The sequence below is a fragment of the Domibacillus robiginosus genome, assembly GCF_000966195.1.
GTDB lineage: Bacteria > Bacillota > Bacilli > Bacillales > Domibacillaceae > Domibacillus > Domibacillus robiginosus.
Map to the genome: position 1 here is coordinate 107991 of NZ_LAHL01000001.1, position 14208 is coordinate 122198.

At 38.9% G+C, this 14208-nt stretch carries 12 protein-coding genes; 11 read left to right on the forward strand and 1 reads right to left on the reverse strand.

Annotated features, from left to right (window positions below; all coding sequences use genetic code 11):
• The first annotated feature begins 26 nt into the window (after nucleotides 1–26).
• The 9 genes from VP97_RS00540 (at nucleotide 27) to VP97_RS00580 (ending at nucleotide 9881) form a co-directional block, all read left to right on the forward strand.
• Nucleotides 27–233, forward strand: a complete 207-nt coding sequence (locus VP97_RS00540) for a hypothetical protein (RefSeq protein WP_050179660.1) — start codon at nucleotides 27–29, stop codon at nucleotides 231–233.
• 236 nt (nucleotides 234–469) lie between these two features.
• On the forward strand, nucleotides 470–904 hold the full coding sequence (locus tag VP97_RS00545) for a FixH family protein (RefSeq protein WP_050179661.1): 435 nt from the start codon (nucleotides 470–472) through the stop codon (nucleotides 902–904).
• A gap of 90 nt (nucleotides 905–994) precedes the next feature.
• A complete protein-coding gene (locus VP97_RS00550; protein ID WP_050179662.1) occupies nucleotides 995–1702 on the forward strand; it encodes a cytochrome c biogenesis CcdA family protein in 708 nt (235 codons plus the stop codon).
• 159 nt (nucleotides 1703–1861) lie between these two features.
• Nucleotides 1862–2293: a VanZ family protein gene (locus VP97_RS00555; RefSeq protein ID WP_245629800.1), complete on the forward strand. Its 432-nt coding sequence runs from the start codon at nucleotides 1862–1864 to the stop codon at nucleotides 2291–2293.
• Nucleotides 2294–2480: 187 nt separating this feature from the next.
• On the forward strand, nucleotides 2481–4106 hold the full coding sequence (gene resB, locus VP97_RS00560) for a cytochrome c biogenesis protein ResB (protein ID WP_050179664.1): 1626 nt from the start codon (nucleotides 2481–2483) through the stop codon (nucleotides 4104–4106).
• Between the two features lie 20 nt (nucleotides 4107–4126).
• Complete coding sequence (ccsB, locus tag VP97_RS00565; protein ID WP_050179665.1) at nucleotides 4127–5305, forward strand: c-type cytochrome biogenesis protein CcsB; 1179 nt, start codon at nucleotides 4127–4129, stop codon at nucleotides 5303–5305.
• Between the two features lie 721 nt (nucleotides 5306–6026).
• Entirely contained in the window at nucleotides 6027–7904 is a 1878-nt protein-coding gene (gene ctaD, locus VP97_RS00570) for a cytochrome c oxidase subunit I (protein WP_050179666.1), read from the forward strand.
• The gene (locus VP97_RS00575) at nucleotides 7904–8533 is read left to right on the forward strand and encodes a cytochrome (ubi)quinol oxidase subunit III (RefSeq protein ID WP_050179667.1); all 630 of its coding nucleotides are present in this window, start codon (nucleotides 7904–7906) and stop codon (nucleotides 8531–8533) included. The genes ctaD and VP97_RS00575 overlap by 1 nt, the downstream gene beginning before the upstream one ends.
• A 502-nt stretch (nucleotides 8534–9035) precedes the next feature.
• Nucleotides 9036–9881 carry a cation diffusion facilitator family transporter gene (locus VP97_RS00580; RefSeq protein ID WP_050179668.1) on the forward strand — a complete coding sequence of 282 codons (846 nt, stop codon included), beginning with the start codon at nucleotides 9036–9038 and terminating at the stop codon, nucleotides 9879–9881.
• Nucleotides 9882–10599: 718 nt separating this feature from the next.
• Here VP97_RS00580 and VP97_RS24405 read toward each other — a convergent pair.
• A complete protein-coding gene (locus VP97_RS24405) occupies nucleotides 10600–11097 on the reverse strand; it encodes a zinc ribbon domain-containing protein (protein WP_050179669.1) in 498 nt (165 codons plus the stop codon).
• A gap of 977 nt (nucleotides 11098–12074) precedes the next feature.
• Between VP97_RS24405 and VP97_RS00590 the strand changes: the two genes are divergently transcribed.
• Nucleotides 12075–12767 carry a DsbA family protein gene (locus VP97_RS00590; protein WP_050179670.1) on the forward strand — a complete coding sequence of 231 codons (693 nt, stop codon included), beginning with the start codon at nucleotides 12075–12077 and terminating at the stop codon, nucleotides 12765–12767.
• 485 nt (nucleotides 12768–13252) lie between these two features.
• Nucleotides 13253–13672, forward strand: a complete 420-nt coding sequence (locus VP97_RS00595; protein ID WP_050179671.1) for a FixH family protein — start codon at nucleotides 13253–13255, stop codon at nucleotides 13670–13672.
• Nucleotides 13673–14208: the final 536 nt, after the last annotated feature.

The window sequence follows — 14208 nt, forward strand, 5'->3', positions numbered from 1 at the left end:
TAACTTGAAAAGGGAGTGGTTCAAGGATGATGGATTTTTTATATTTTCCAGAAGACAAGTCTGAGTATATCCCGGCTTTATTAGCCATGCTGCCTTTTTTACTAGGTGCCGTTTTAACGTTTTTGTGGATTATTAGAGTGTCAAAAAAACAAGAAGCACGTTTAAATGAAGCACACTATACAACTCTGTCTCAAGTCAAGAAAGCCTCTGATACAGGTTGTGATGAAAAGTAATCGAAAAAAATCGATAGTTGTTGAAAACTTTGCATGATCATTTTTATTGCATGATAAAGAGGTGTCTTATTTACTTACGGTAGGACGCCTCTTTTTATAGCGGGCAAATATACGAAGTCTGATACACAGATTATCATCCTAGTAGAAGCTGTATGTATACACATTATCTACTAGGGTGATAATTAAAGATTTATTTGATGAGCTCCTCAATTCAGTGAAGAAAGGATAGGAGATTTATGAAACATTTTTGTGTTTTTTTCTTCAAAACTCCGGTAGGCATTCTCTTTTTCCTTCTTTTTACTTTAAGTGCCTGCAGCAGTCAAGAAGAACAAAGCGCTCAAACTAATCAAACGTTGAAGCCAGTAAAAGTGGAAGTGAAACTAAATCCACAAGAAGCAAAAGCCAAACAAGAGGTTGAAATACAAGCTATTGTCACACAGGGCAATGAACCAGTAGAAGATGCGAACGATGTGAAATTTGAAATATGGAAAGACGAGAATCAGGAGCATGAAACCGCGAAGCGTGAAACCATAGAAGCCAAGCATAAAGGAAATGGCGTCTATGTAATCAAGAAAACATTTTCAGAAGAAGGGATTTATAATATTAATGCGCACACAAATGCAAGGAATATGCATATCATGCCTTTAATAAAAGTCTCAATTATTAAATAATTTATTCCACATTGTCTTCCACGAAAAAAAGTATAACAGGAAATTAGATATCATCTGATGAAATGTTGTAATTGGGGGTAAGCGAATACAATGGAAAACCTTACGATTTGGCTGGCATTTGGGGCAGGATTGCTGTCTTTTATTTCTCCGTGCAGCCTGCCTTTATACCCAGCATTCCTCTCTTATATCACCGGGGTATCTGTTAACGAAGTCAAACAGAAAAATATAATGATGCAGCGAAAAGCATTTCTTCATACACTTTTCTTTCTTATTGGATTTTCAATCATTTTTATCGCAATTGGATTCAGTACGTCGCTGGCAGGTGAGTTTTTTGCTGGTTACCAGGACTTAGTTCGCCAGATGGGAGCTATTCTGATTATTGTGCTTGGCCTTTTCAGCATAGGTGTTTTTAAGCCTTCTTTTATGATGCAGGATAAAAAATTCACATTCCAAAACAAGCCTTCTGGCTATGTTGGATCGATTATAATTGGCTTTGCTTTTGCCGCAGGCTGGACACCATGTACAGGGCCCATCTTATTCTCAGTAATTGCTTTAGCTGCGACAAACCCAGATTCAGCTATTTTTTATATGATCTTGTACGTATTAGGGTTCTCTGTTCCTTTTTTTGTGATGTCCTTTTTTGTAGGCAGGTTAAGCTGGATTAAAAAGCACAATGCACTGCTATTGAAGATCGGCGGTATGATTATGATTATTATGGGAGTCATGTTATTTTTCGACTGGCTGACAAAGATCATCTCCTTTCTTACGCCTTTATTTGGCGGGTTTACTGGTTTCTAAAGAAGTAGGATAACTCTTCATTTTTGGATTGTAGAAACAATCTAATAGACAACAGAGTATCGATAGGGTGATAGAAAGAAAAAGACATAAACTTTTTCGAGGCTTTATTTGTAAAACAGAAAGGGAGCTCACATGCGCAAAATATCTTTAATCTTGTTAATGGTTGCTATTTTTTATTTTTCAAATACACCGGGTGTAAGAATAACAGACCCCGGAACATGGATTGGCCTCCCTAGGTTAAAGGAAAACGTGACGCTCCTATCCATTTTACACCCAAACAGCGATTTTTATTTTCTCTGGAGTATTGAAATGGACAGCGAATTTGTTCTCCGCAAACTGGCCCACATTTCGTTCTTTGGGTTATTAGCATTTTTAATATATTTAAATTTACCCGAAGGAAGAGGCCGGTACCTTTTGGCAGGAGGGTTTACGGCATTGTTTGCTTTCACAGACGAAGTACATCAGGCTTTTATTACAGGAAGAGATGGAAGGTTGATGGATGTAATGCTTGATGTCGCAAGTGGTGCTCTGGTTCTGCTCTTTATTTATATATTGAAAAGAAAAGGCATAATGAAAAATCAACTATTTTAAGATTAATAGGCGGATTTTTTTCTTAAATCGAATATTTATGTGGGTATTGTTTATTTTTTAATTGTAAGCAAACTACAAAAATCGATGTATAGAATAAGAAGATGCTCTTTTGCGCCTTTTAGATGGGAAAGCAGGCTGAGCTTTGTGGGTAAAATATAGACAGAATAAATCATAGGGAGTTTTTTTTATGCAAAATGTAAAATGTGAGTGCGGGCATGACAATCCGCATGGCACAATTTTATGTGAATTGTGCGGCCGTGCACTCACAGAGAAAGCGAAAGAAGAAAAGCTTTATGATATGCGCTATGAAGGAAGTGCCCGCCGGTCACAAACGTATAACAAATCGATCATCGATAAAATATGGAATTTCTTTTCTTCGGTAAAAGTCGGAATCTGGATTATCTTATTAACGTTAATTTCAGCATCACTTGGCACCATCTTGCCGCAGGAATTTTATCTTCCGAACAATGTAGACCCGTCTGTTTACTATGAAGACGTGTACGGCACATTTGGAAAATGGTATTACATAATTGGTTTTTATGATTTATATAATTCTGCCTGGTTTATTGCGCTTATTGCTGCGCTGGGTGTTTCTCTTGTCATCGCCAGTCTGGACCGGGCCATCCCGCTGTACCGGGCATTGAAGAAACAGCGGGTTGACAGACACGAATCTTTTTTGAAAAAACAGCGGCTGTTCGCCGAAACAGATAAAATCCCGGATGAAACAGAGCTGCAGAGGGTGCGTGAACAACTAAAGAAAAAGCGTTATAAAATCAGAGAAGAAAATGGGGCACTGTTCGCTGAAAAAGGCCGTTTTTCCCGCTGGGGTCCGTATGTGAACCACGTTGGGCTGATTATTTTTCTGATCGGTTCCATGCTGCGTTCTGTAGATGGCCTGTATATCGATGAACTGCTCTGGATCCGGGAAGGTGAAACACTTCAAGTGCCGAGTACAAAGGGTGAGTACTATATAAAAAACGAAAAGTTTACGGTGGAAACCTACGAAAAAGAAGACAAGGCTGGAGTTTTTAATGAAGCACTCGAGAGGGTCGGCACCGTTGTGAAAAATTATCAAACAGACGCCGTTCTTTATCGAGATGAGAACAATAAATTGCCAGGAGCAAAACCGCAGCTGAGTGAACTGGAAAAAGACGATATCCAAGTTAATCAGCCCATGAAATTCGACCAGTTTGCCGTGTACCAAACCAGCTATCAGAAGGACGAAATGAAGGCGATGCAGTTTGCGCTTACAAATAAAGCAACTGGCAGAGAGATGGGTGAATTAACCGTTGATTTATTTGAACAGCAGGACTCGTATGATCTTGGCAGTGGTTATAAGGTAGAACTGCTGGGCTTTTATCCTGATTTTGATGGATTTTCTAAGGAAGGAGAGCCCAAATCGAAATCACCGCTGCCAAATAATCCAGCTTTTTTATTTAACATGATGTCGCCGGAGCATCCGGATGGTGAAGTGAGTTTTGTGGAGATCCAAAATACTATGGAACCGCTTGGGGAAACAGATTATAAGATGACATTTAAAAGCCTGGAAACACGTGACGTATCCGCCTTGACCATTCGCAAAGACTTAACGCTGCCGATTCTTGGATTAGGTGGGATTATCTTTATGGCCGGTGTCATACAGGGCTCTTACTGGAATCATCGGCGTATCTGGATACAGAAAAAAAATGGCCGTTTCTATGCCGCCGGGCATACCAATAAGAACTGGCACGGGTTAAAAAAAGAACTAGACTTTGTTTTCAAAGGGGCATCCATACCAGCTCCTGAAGATCAGATAGAAGAGAATAAAAAGTAAAATAAAAGGAGGAGTATAAAATGGGACTTGCTAGTTTAAGCAGTAGTTTACTATATACAGCGTTTGTTTTATATCTTGTCGCTACGTTCTTTTTCGGTGGGGCAATTCGTGATAAGCGAAGCCAGTCAAGTGTCAGCGGATGGGCTAAGGTTGGATTTGTTGTGACGATCATTGGTTTTATAACGCATGTAGGCTACTTTATCACGCGATGGGTAGCGGCGGACCACGCTCCTGTCAGCAACTTATTCGAGTTCATTGTTGCCTTTGGCATGATGCTGGTCGGCGCTTTTATACTCATTTATTCAATCTACAGAGTGAGCATACTCGGCCTGTTCACTATGCCGGTTGTGGTGTTAATCATTGCGTATGCAAGCATGTTTCCGAGAGAGCTTTCTCCTTTAATTCCCGCACTCCAAAGCGACTGGCTTTACATTCATGTCACAACTGCAGCGCTGGGGGAAGCCATTCTGTCAATTAGTTTCGTCGCCGGCCTTATCTACCTTATTAAGGCCATTGACCAGACAAAAGTAGGAAAGAAGACGTTTTGGCTGGAGTTTGTTTTATATAGCTTAATAAGTGTCATCAGTTTCGTCATTGTAACAACATCTTTTAATTTCATAAATTATGAAGCGACATTTACATGGGTGGACAGTAACGATCAGCAACTGGAAGAAACCTACAGTATACCGGCTTTAGTTGGCCCGAATCAAGGAGAGCTTCAAACGGATAACCGTTTTACCCCCATCGTTGACACACCTGCATTGGTTAACGCGAAGAAGCTAAACACACTGGTATGGTCACTAGGCATCGGCCTTGCCTTATATGGTTTGTGCCGTCTTGTTTTGCGAAAGCGTATCGGTTCTGCTTTAAAGCCTGTTGTTAAAAATGTCAGTTTGGATCTCGTAGATGAGATCAGTTATCGCTCAGTGATTATTGGATTTCCTGTATTCACATTAGGAGCGCTTATTTTCGCCATGATCTGGGCGCAGATTGCATGGACAAGATTTTGGGGATGGGATCCTAAGGAAGTTTGGGCGCTTATTACATTTCTGTTCTATGCCGCTTTTTTACATTTACGTTTATCAAAAGGATGGCATGGTGAAAAATCAGCATGGCTGGCGGTGATTGGATTTGCCATTATTATGTTTAACTTGATAGCGGTTAACTTAGTTATCGCCGGCTTACACTCATACGCTTAAAGAAAGGAAAGAAAAGTTTACGGTCGTTTCTCCCTTAAACAATTATTGTCCTTAATCGGATCTACCGAGAAGTACGTTTATTATTAAATTTTATCATTTTCGGCGAGGATACCCGACTTCAATCTTGCAAAGTAGGAGGATTCAACCTATAAAGGAGAAATTCCGAAAAAGCCTTTATAAGTTGAAAAATCGACAATATTATTACGTATTTTTCCACATTAAAAGGTATGATAGAGTTGGGATCATGTAAAGCAAGTTTCCATTTTTGTATGATTCATGTGATGATGAAACGGAATTATACGCTTATGAATGGTATCGCTTTCAAGTGGGTGGTCTTTTCTTTAAATGTCCTAATTAAGCAAAGAAGTAGATAATGCTCGAATCTACAAAAATACTTCATAATTAGCTTCAGCATTTACACAGAACCAGAGATATCGATCAACTAAAGAGTGGTCCGGCAAGACAGGCGTCATGATAGGAAAGACCTTGTGCTAGTCGTTAATAATTCGTCTATTTTGTAGTTAGTTAACCATTCTTTCTGAACATAGTAACTGGTTATCTAAGATTTTAAAACATAGTTATAAACACGCTCATTATGCTGACAGAAGCCAAACAAAGTCAAAAGTATGTAAGGGTAACTTTTCTAATTTGGAACGAGATCAAGCCACAGAATTTTAAATGGGCTAAGAGCAATAAATTATTTTAAAAGGAGGTAAAATCATTGAGTACTATTGCACATAAAACAAAACGAGGAGTCGCCCGTACCATGTGGGAATACCTAACCACAGTGGACCACAAAAAAATTGCTATTCTTTATTTAATTGCAGGAGGTTTTTTCTTTCTCGTAGGCGGAGTAGAAGCAATGATAATTCGTATTCAGCTGGCTGTACCCAACAATGATTTTGTCAGTGCGGGTCTTTATAACGAAATTCTTACCATGCACGGTACGACCATGATTTTTCTTGCAGCAATGCCGCTTTTGTTTGCGTTTATGAATGCGGTCATGCCGCTTCAAATTGGTGCACGGGACGTTGCGTTTCCTTTTATTAACGCTCTAGGCTTCTGGCTTTTCTTTTTTGGCGGGCTTTTCTTAAATCTTTCATGGTTTTTAGGCGGAGCGCCTGATGCAGGCTGGACATCGTACGCATCATTATCACTCGCATCAGAAGGGCACGGAATTGATTTTTATGTGCTTGGACTGCAAATTTCAGGTTTTGGTACCTTGATGGGGGGCATTAATTTCCTCGTTACGATCATAAACATGCGGGCCCCTGGTATGACTTATATGAGAATGCCGCTTTTCACATGGACAACATTTATAGCTTCAGCGCTTATTCTTTTTGCATTCCCGCCGCTTACCGTCGCTTTATTTATGATGATGTTTGACCGTATGTTCGGCTCCGGCTTCTTTGATGTTGCAATGGGGGGGAATACAGTTATCTGGGAGCATTTTTTCTGGATTTTCGGTCATCCAGAAGTGTACATTCTTATACTGCCTGCTTTCGGCATTTTTTCTGAGATTATCCCTACATTTTCAAGGAAACGATTATTTGGATATTCTTCCATGGTATTTGCAACAGTATTAATTGGTTTCCTAGGCTTCATGGTATGGGCTCACCATATGTTTACAACAGGATTGGGACCAGTAGCAAATGCGATTTTTGCCGTCGCCACAATGGCTATTGCTGTTCCGACAGGAATAAAAATCTTTAACTGGATTTTGACCATTTGGGGGGGAAGTGTCAAATTTACAGTTCCAATGCTTTACGCTATCTCATTTATTCCTTCCTTTGTAATGGGTGGGGTAACAGGTGTCATGCAGGCTGCAGCTCCTGCTGATTATCAATTTCATGACAGTTACTTTATTGTCGCTCATTTCCACTATGTAATTGTGGGTGGTGTTGTATTAGCTCTTCTAGGTGGACTACATTTTTACTGGCCTATTATGTTTGGAACAATGCTGAACGAAAAACTAGGTAAAGTGTCATTTGCTTTTTTCTTTACAGGTTTCCATTTAACATTTTTTATTCAGCATTTCTTGGGGCTTATGGGGATGCCGCGCCGTGTGTGGACATTTTTTCCAGGGCAGGGTTTAGAGACAGGAAACTTAGTTAGCTCCATCGGCGCTGGGTTTATGGCGGTCGGTGTTATCGTTCTTTTAATTAATATCTTAATTACAATGGTGAGAAATGTACAGGTTGGAAGGGATCCATGGAAAGATGGGCGTACACTTGAGTGGTCAATTCCATTACCCGTGCCATTTTATAATTTCAAACAGCTTCCTCTTGTGCGTGGATTGGATGCCTTCTGGGTTGAAAAAATGAAAGGTAAAGCAGGTATGACTCCAGCGGAGCCGGTGGGGGACATTCATATGCCAAATAATGCCTTTACACCATTTTTAATGTCTCTGGGTTTGTTTATCGCAGCATTTGGCACAATGTACCAAGCAGATGATAAAGAATGGGCAATTCCAGTGCTTATTATTGGTCTGGCGATTACATTTGGTGCGATGCTTTACCGCTCTGTGAAAGATGATCTTGGCTACCATATCCATAAAGAAGAGTTACTCGATGAAACTGACAAGGAGGAAAATCGATAATGGCAACGGAGCAAAAATTCACTTCACAAACGTGGCCTGCAAATCCTGAACAAGCAACGCTGGAAGGCAAAAATAAATTTTTGGGTTTCTGGTTTTTCTTGGGTGGTGAGACTGTCCTATTTGCTTCTCTCTTCGCAACATACTTAGCGTTAAAAGATAGTGTGCCTAGTACTGATCACGCTTTAGCGAAAGATTTATTTACACTGCCGCTTGTGTTTCTTATGACCATGCTTCTTTTAACAAGTTCATTGACGTCTGTGTTTGCAATGTATCATATGAAAAATTATAATTTCAAAAAAATGCAGCAATGGCTTTTTATTACTGTTGTACTTGGCCTCGCATTTCTTGGCTGTGAGATTTATGAGTTCATGCATTACTACAAAGAGTTTGGGCATACATTTACGAGTAGTGCTTTTGGTTCTGCATTCTACACGCTAGTTGGATTTCATGGAGGCCATGTTATCTTTGGTCTCGGATGGATGATTGCTTTAATGGTCCGTAATGCTAAACGTGGTCTAAACCTTTATAATGCACCGAAATTTTATCTGGCAAGCCTCTATTGGCATTTCATTGATGTGGTATGGGTATTTATCTTCACAGTAGTTTATTTAATAGGAATAGCCGGATAAGAATTAGGATATTCACAAAGCAACGGCAATTAACGTTTTAAAGAAGTACCGGCACATTTGTAATGCAAATAATTGCATTGACAATAACCCTTCTTCTTTGTGACATTCAATTGCATTGTCAGTATTGATTTTTATTAAAAACAAAAGTGCTCCTTTTCTGAGGAAGCACTTTTTATGCTTGATATCAGTTTATTTTTGGCTTTATAGTGCTTGTTTTTCTTACCCTTTCGCTTCTCCGATCCTGTTTTATAACTAATCTAGAAGAAAGTTCTTGATCATGCCTAGCTCTAATCGACTACTTGTGCTGAGTAATGCCGCACTGTGAAAGTGGAGGGGATAACGATACCTATTAAAACATGACAATCGAGATAAAAAGAGAGATCCATGTTTTCTGACACAAGGAAGATACAATTTGTTTTAGCCCTAAGTAAAATAGGTAAAAGACATATAGACGATATTAATGTCTTTGAAACACAAAATTAAGAAAAAAGGGGGGAAATCGATGACAAAAACTCATAATTCAACTCAGAATATTAAGTTAGCTTTTTTTGTGAATCTTATTTTTTCAATAGGTGAGTTTATTGGCGGTTTTTTAATTAATAGTGTGGCCATTATGTCAGATGCTGTTCATGATTTAGGAGATTCCGTTTCGCTAGGGCTCTCATGGTTTCTTCAAAAATTCTCAAATAAAGAAGGGAATGAGCGGTTTTCTTTTGGCTATAAGCGGTTTTCTCTGTTAGGAGCATTGATTAATTCCTTGGTTTTAATAGGCGGCTCCACTTATATTATTTCTGAAGCCATCCCACTACTAATTAATCCTGAACATTCGAATGCCCAAGGGATGTTTTGGTTTGCGATTGCAGGGGTCCTTTTAAATGGATTTGCCGCTTTTCGGCTGCATAAAGGGAAGTCGGTAAATGAAGGTGTACTTTCCTGGCACCTTTTGGAAGACGTTTTAGGCTGGGTAGCCGTGTTAATTGTAAGTATCGTGTTATTGTTTAAGGATGTCCATATATTAGACCCTATTCTATCCCTTGCGATAGCCGGTTTCATTTTAGTAAATGTTACACGCAATCTGATTAAAACAATGAGGATCTTTTTAGAAGGTGTTCCAAAAGGTGTTGACATAAAAGAAATTCGCTCAAAAATCAATAATATCCCTGGTGTTATGTCAGTTTTAAATTTGCATATTTGGTCTATTGATGGGGAAGAGAACGCATTAAATGCACATCTTTCTATTACCAAGAACTATCTAAACAACTCAAATATGATTAAAGAAAGGGTAAGAGAAATAACGTCAGATCTCAATATTGCCCATTCTACAATTGAGTTAGAATTTAATGACTAATAAAATAGGTGTAAAAAACGGTGCGGTCGCCTTTTTTTAAGACAGGATTCAAAAAAACTTTTAAGCAGCCAACTCTCGGTACGTGACCGGCGGCTGGCTGTTTAGTTCTGCTTTAATACGAATATGGTAATAACAATGAATATAGTTTATGGCAGTTTGAACGAAGACGGCCGTCGCAGTGTTATTCGACTTGTCAAAATAATGTTTCAGCCTTATTTATCCCATATCAGTAACAGAGAAGGGGAAGATAAATCGAACGAATATCTTTTACTTCCAAAATGTTTGATTTAGAATGTATGCGGATAAAAGGAATCTTAATCTTAACATCACTTGGAGAAAGAGAATGAAAAACTTTACAAAGGAAACATCAAAAAAATACTAGCCAATGAAATTAGTGTGAAAACATTATTGTCTCAGTATCCGGAGTATCAAGAAGTGGTATTAAAAGAACTTAATGCAATAATAAGCATGAATGACTCAAGCTAATTCATTTGATTATTGATAAATACACAACAAGTACAAAGATCGCGGCTGACAAAACTAAAAGATCGGTTTAAATGAAAAAATATTAAATGCCTTTATGTCTAATATAATAAAAGCCCGATTTGCCATATTGCTGTTGGAGCAATTAAGCTTGAATGCCTCGTGAACCTCTCCACCTAAATCAAAGATTTTGATGGAGCATCCCTTATCTTGAATACAGTACAACATCAGCTGGTTAAGCTTCCTTCGGAAGCCCGAGTGCATGATGGAGACTAATGAACGAAGACAAGGTCTGGGATGTCCTTATTGCCAGCTCAGGAACGTTTGCCTGAAGTGACAACCACTTCGTTGCCGAAATGGATTTTTGAAAAGCCCGAATGAAATAACGGGCGCCGATATTATAAGAAGCGGATAAATCCGCGTGATAGACTTTGCCTGTTGAAAAAACGGCAAGGTCTTTTTTCCGGTTCCGTTCCACTTTTCCAGAGCCATCGAACGCCAAGGCGCTGGTGTTTCGCGGATTGATTCGGGATATGCGCATTCCCAGGCAGTGCGCCATTTCTTCCACTTTGTTCTGAATGCCTGTTTTCCACCATCCATAAAGTTTGAAACGAAGTTTCCTGGCTCCATAGAATCCCTTTGGAATTTTCATTCTGCCCAGGTATTCGAATACGATAACGTCACAACCATGCTTTGCTGCAAATTTAATAATTTCATGGCTGGTGTGGTGCACAATATGCTGCTGGTATCCATTGATCTACCGCTAAAAATTTGGCACATGAATATGGCCGCTTGTCCGCTGGGCTTTTCGCAGTTTGTTCGTTAACGTCTGCAGACGGTCTTTTTCTTTAGACTGGTCAATAAATGTCCGGCTAAGACAGTGCCTATTGTATCGATAACTGAACAAACAACAGAGTTCGTCAGTCCCAGGTCTACTGCACACACTTTTTGTTCTTGAATGGCCGTTTATGTTAAAGTAACTTTATTTCCATAACTGATTTGTAGAAACGCTCGTTAAACTCTTTGTATTTGGGAAAAAGGTTTGATTTGGTTGTCATGTCGTCGGTATTACCAAACTCTTTGTCGATCACCTGAATGATGAATGGTAGAGCGTCATTGTAAATATCCAGCGTAGCATTGAAGATTTCCGTCTGGTTTGTAATTTTGTGCAGCAGCGACTTCGCAACTTTTATGCCCTATTTTTCCGTTTTTTTGGTTCCGGTGATACATTGATCGAATCAATATGGAAAACAGTTGTAAAACGAAAAGAGGATTAATATGATTGATTCTAAATAAGAAGCGGCAAGCGATGTAATAAAAAATATATAGTAGAATAGGGAGAATAAAGACCCTAGCGCCTTCCCCCCCCACTAAATCGAAGACTTCGAAGGGGAATGCGGCACAAAATTTTTGTTTAAAAGAACTGAGCAGTAGAGGGGGAAAACATAACTATCCTTTATCAGGCTCAGACTATGTTAGACGTTCACAATATTATTTGGTCTACCGGTTTTGTTTTAAAATACAGCTGGTTGAAAGTGAAAGAGGCACTAAATTACGAAGGACGTCCTATCCATCAAAGGGATGGAGCACAAATAGATGGTTTATATTTTTTAGGTTTGCCGTGTTAGTGTCGTCGCAGTTCTGCACTTTTTCAAAGGGGGAAGATGCGAAATATATTGCTGAACATATACAAAAAAATGGAGGTATTTCATGAAAAACAGTAAGAAAATCGTGACTTCAACGCTTGTTCTTTTCGCGACTATTATTGGTTTGGTACTGTTTTTGAATAAAGAAGATGAAACAGCACAGGAAACCGAACAAACAGCGAGCAGCAATGAGCATCCCCTGATTGAAGGACAGCCGACTTTGGGAGAAGTGGAAGCGCCTGTTTCAATTGTTGAGTTTGGAGATTATAAATGCCCGTCTTGTAAACAATGGGGAGAATTGATTTTTCCTAAATTGGTTGAAGACTATGTTAATACTGGAAAGGCAAAGTTTTCGTATATAAACGTTTTGTTTCATGGGGAGGAATCTGTGCTAGCAGCGTTAGCGTCTGAATCTGTTTATAAACAGGATCCGGAAAACTTCTGGGCGTTTCATAAAGCGGTGTTTACTGCGCAACCAGCCACTCAGGAACACGACAACCCATGGATAAGTGTCGACAAATTGAAAGACATTGCAGAGGCAACAGCTCCAAATGTTGATCTAGCCCAGCTGGAATCCGATTTAAACATAGAGGGTACACATATAGCAGAAGAGGTCAGCAAGGATAAGGAGTTAGTACATAAATACAAGGTTCCTTTTACCCCAACGATCATAATCGATGGCGTTATGCTGAAAGACCCTTTTGATTATGAAAAAATCACCTCTTTGATTGAAAGGGGGCCTAAAGCCGATAAGTAATCTCTGTCCATTGTTTTAGGGATTGCAGCCTTTTATAACGAAAGAAATATGTGTTTTCCTTATCTCTAATAGGCGGTTTGATTTCTTTGTATCATACCGCCTTAAACATTAAAAAAGCTGGGCTGGCCCAGATAGGGATCATTCTGACAGTATAATCCCTCTACAACTGTAGGTCGAGGTCCTGCCCGAACAGGACAGACATCGGTGAAGCAGGAAAATCAATGAAGTTAGAGCATGTTTTTTCATATCTCTGACAGAGATGCTCTATCAAATTGTGTAGCAATTAGTTGGAAAGGTTCACAATGAATAAACATATAAATACTTTATCATTTTCGGCGAGAACACTCCCACTTCAAGCTTGCTAAGTGGGCTGTAGTTCAAGTGTAGATTAGTATCACAATGGTCACTGTAAATGTAGAGAATGTCCATTAGATTGGTGATCAAGATGAATTCCTCAATTCAAAAAAGAAAGGATATGAGATTTTATGAAACGTCTTATTGTTTCTGCCCCAAAAAATCCAGTAGTCATTCTTTTTTTTCTTCTTTTTATTTTAAGTGCCTGCAGCAGCCAAGAAGAACAAAGTGCTCAAACTAATCAAGTGATGAAGTTGGTAAAAGTCGAAGTAAAATTAAATCCAGAAGAAGCCAAAGCTAAACAAAAGACAGAAATACAGGCTATCGTCACGCAGGACAACGAGCCTGTAGAAGATGCGGACGAAGTGAAATTTGAAATATGGAAAGAAGGCGACGAGAAGCATGAGACCATAAAAGCCGCCCATAGAAAAGATGGCATCTATGCAATCAATAAAACATTTACAGAAGAAGGTATTTATAATATTATCGCGCACACAAACGCAAGAAGTTTACACACCATGCCTAAAATACAGGTTACGATCGGCAAGTAGATAGAAGTTAAATCTTTGCATAGGGAGCCTTACACAGCGGGGAGAACATGTAACAACAAACCAGATATGATCTCATAATATGTTGTAGGTAAAGGCAAGCGAATACAATAGAAGACCTTACAATTTGGCGGGCATTTGTGGAAGGATTATTGTCTTTTATATCCCCTTGCAGCCAGTCTTTTTATCCAGCCTTTCTATCATGATTGCAGGAATCTCTGTAAACGAAGTTAAACAGGAAAATGTGATGATGCAGCGAAAAGCTTTTCTTTAGACGTGGTTCTTTCTTATTGGATTTTCGATTATTTTTATTCCGTATGGATTTATTTACCAACATAGACATAATAATTATTTTAAATTAAAGCATCTTTTGAATACTTTTTCAAAATATGCTTTTTTCTATGCTTATTCTTGTCCATGAGGACAATATTATTTTAAGTAAAACTTCTAGCAAAGCGACGTTGTTTAATGTCGACAGACAAATAAAAGCTTATTAAATAAAGCTTTTACATAACAACGATAAATAACGGAATTAACCC

Coding starts and splice junctions, on each gene's coding strand:
- VP97_RS00540 (WP_050179660.1), top strand. CDS start 27: ATGATGGATTTTTTATATTTTCCAGAAGACAAGTCTGAGTATATCCCG.
- VP97_RS00545 (WP_050179661.1), top strand. CDS start 470: ATGAAACATTTTTGTGTTTTTTTCTTCAAAACTCCGGTAGGCATTCTC.
- VP97_RS00550 (WP_050179662.1), top strand. CDS start 995: ATGGAAAACCTTACGATTTGGCTGGCATTTGGGGCAGGATTGCTGTCT.
- VP97_RS00555 (WP_245629800.1), top strand. CDS start 1,862: ATGGTTGCTATTTTTTATTTTTCAAATACACCGGGTGTAAGAATAACA.
- resB (WP_050179664.1), top strand. CDS start 2,481: ATGCAAAATGTAAAATGTGAGTGCGGGCATGACAATCCGCATGGCACA.
- ccsB (WP_050179665.1), top strand. CDS start 4,127: ATGGGACTTGCTAGTTTAAGCAGTAGTTTACTATATACAGCGTTTGTT.
- VP97_RS00575 (WP_050179667.1), top strand. CDS start 7,904: ATGGCAACGGAGCAAAAATTCACTTCACAAACGTGGCCTGCAAATCCT.
- VP97_RS00580 (WP_050179668.1), top strand. CDS start 9,036: ATGACAAAAACTCATAATTCAACTCAGAATATTAAGTTAGCTTTTTTT.
- VP97_RS00590 (WP_050179670.1), top strand. CDS start 12,075: ATGAAAAACAGTAAGAAAATCGTGACTTCAACGCTTGTTCTTTTCGCG.
- VP97_RS00595 (WP_050179671.1), top strand. CDS start 13,253: ATGAAACGTCTTATTGTTTCTGCCCCAAAAAATCCAGTAGTCATTCTT.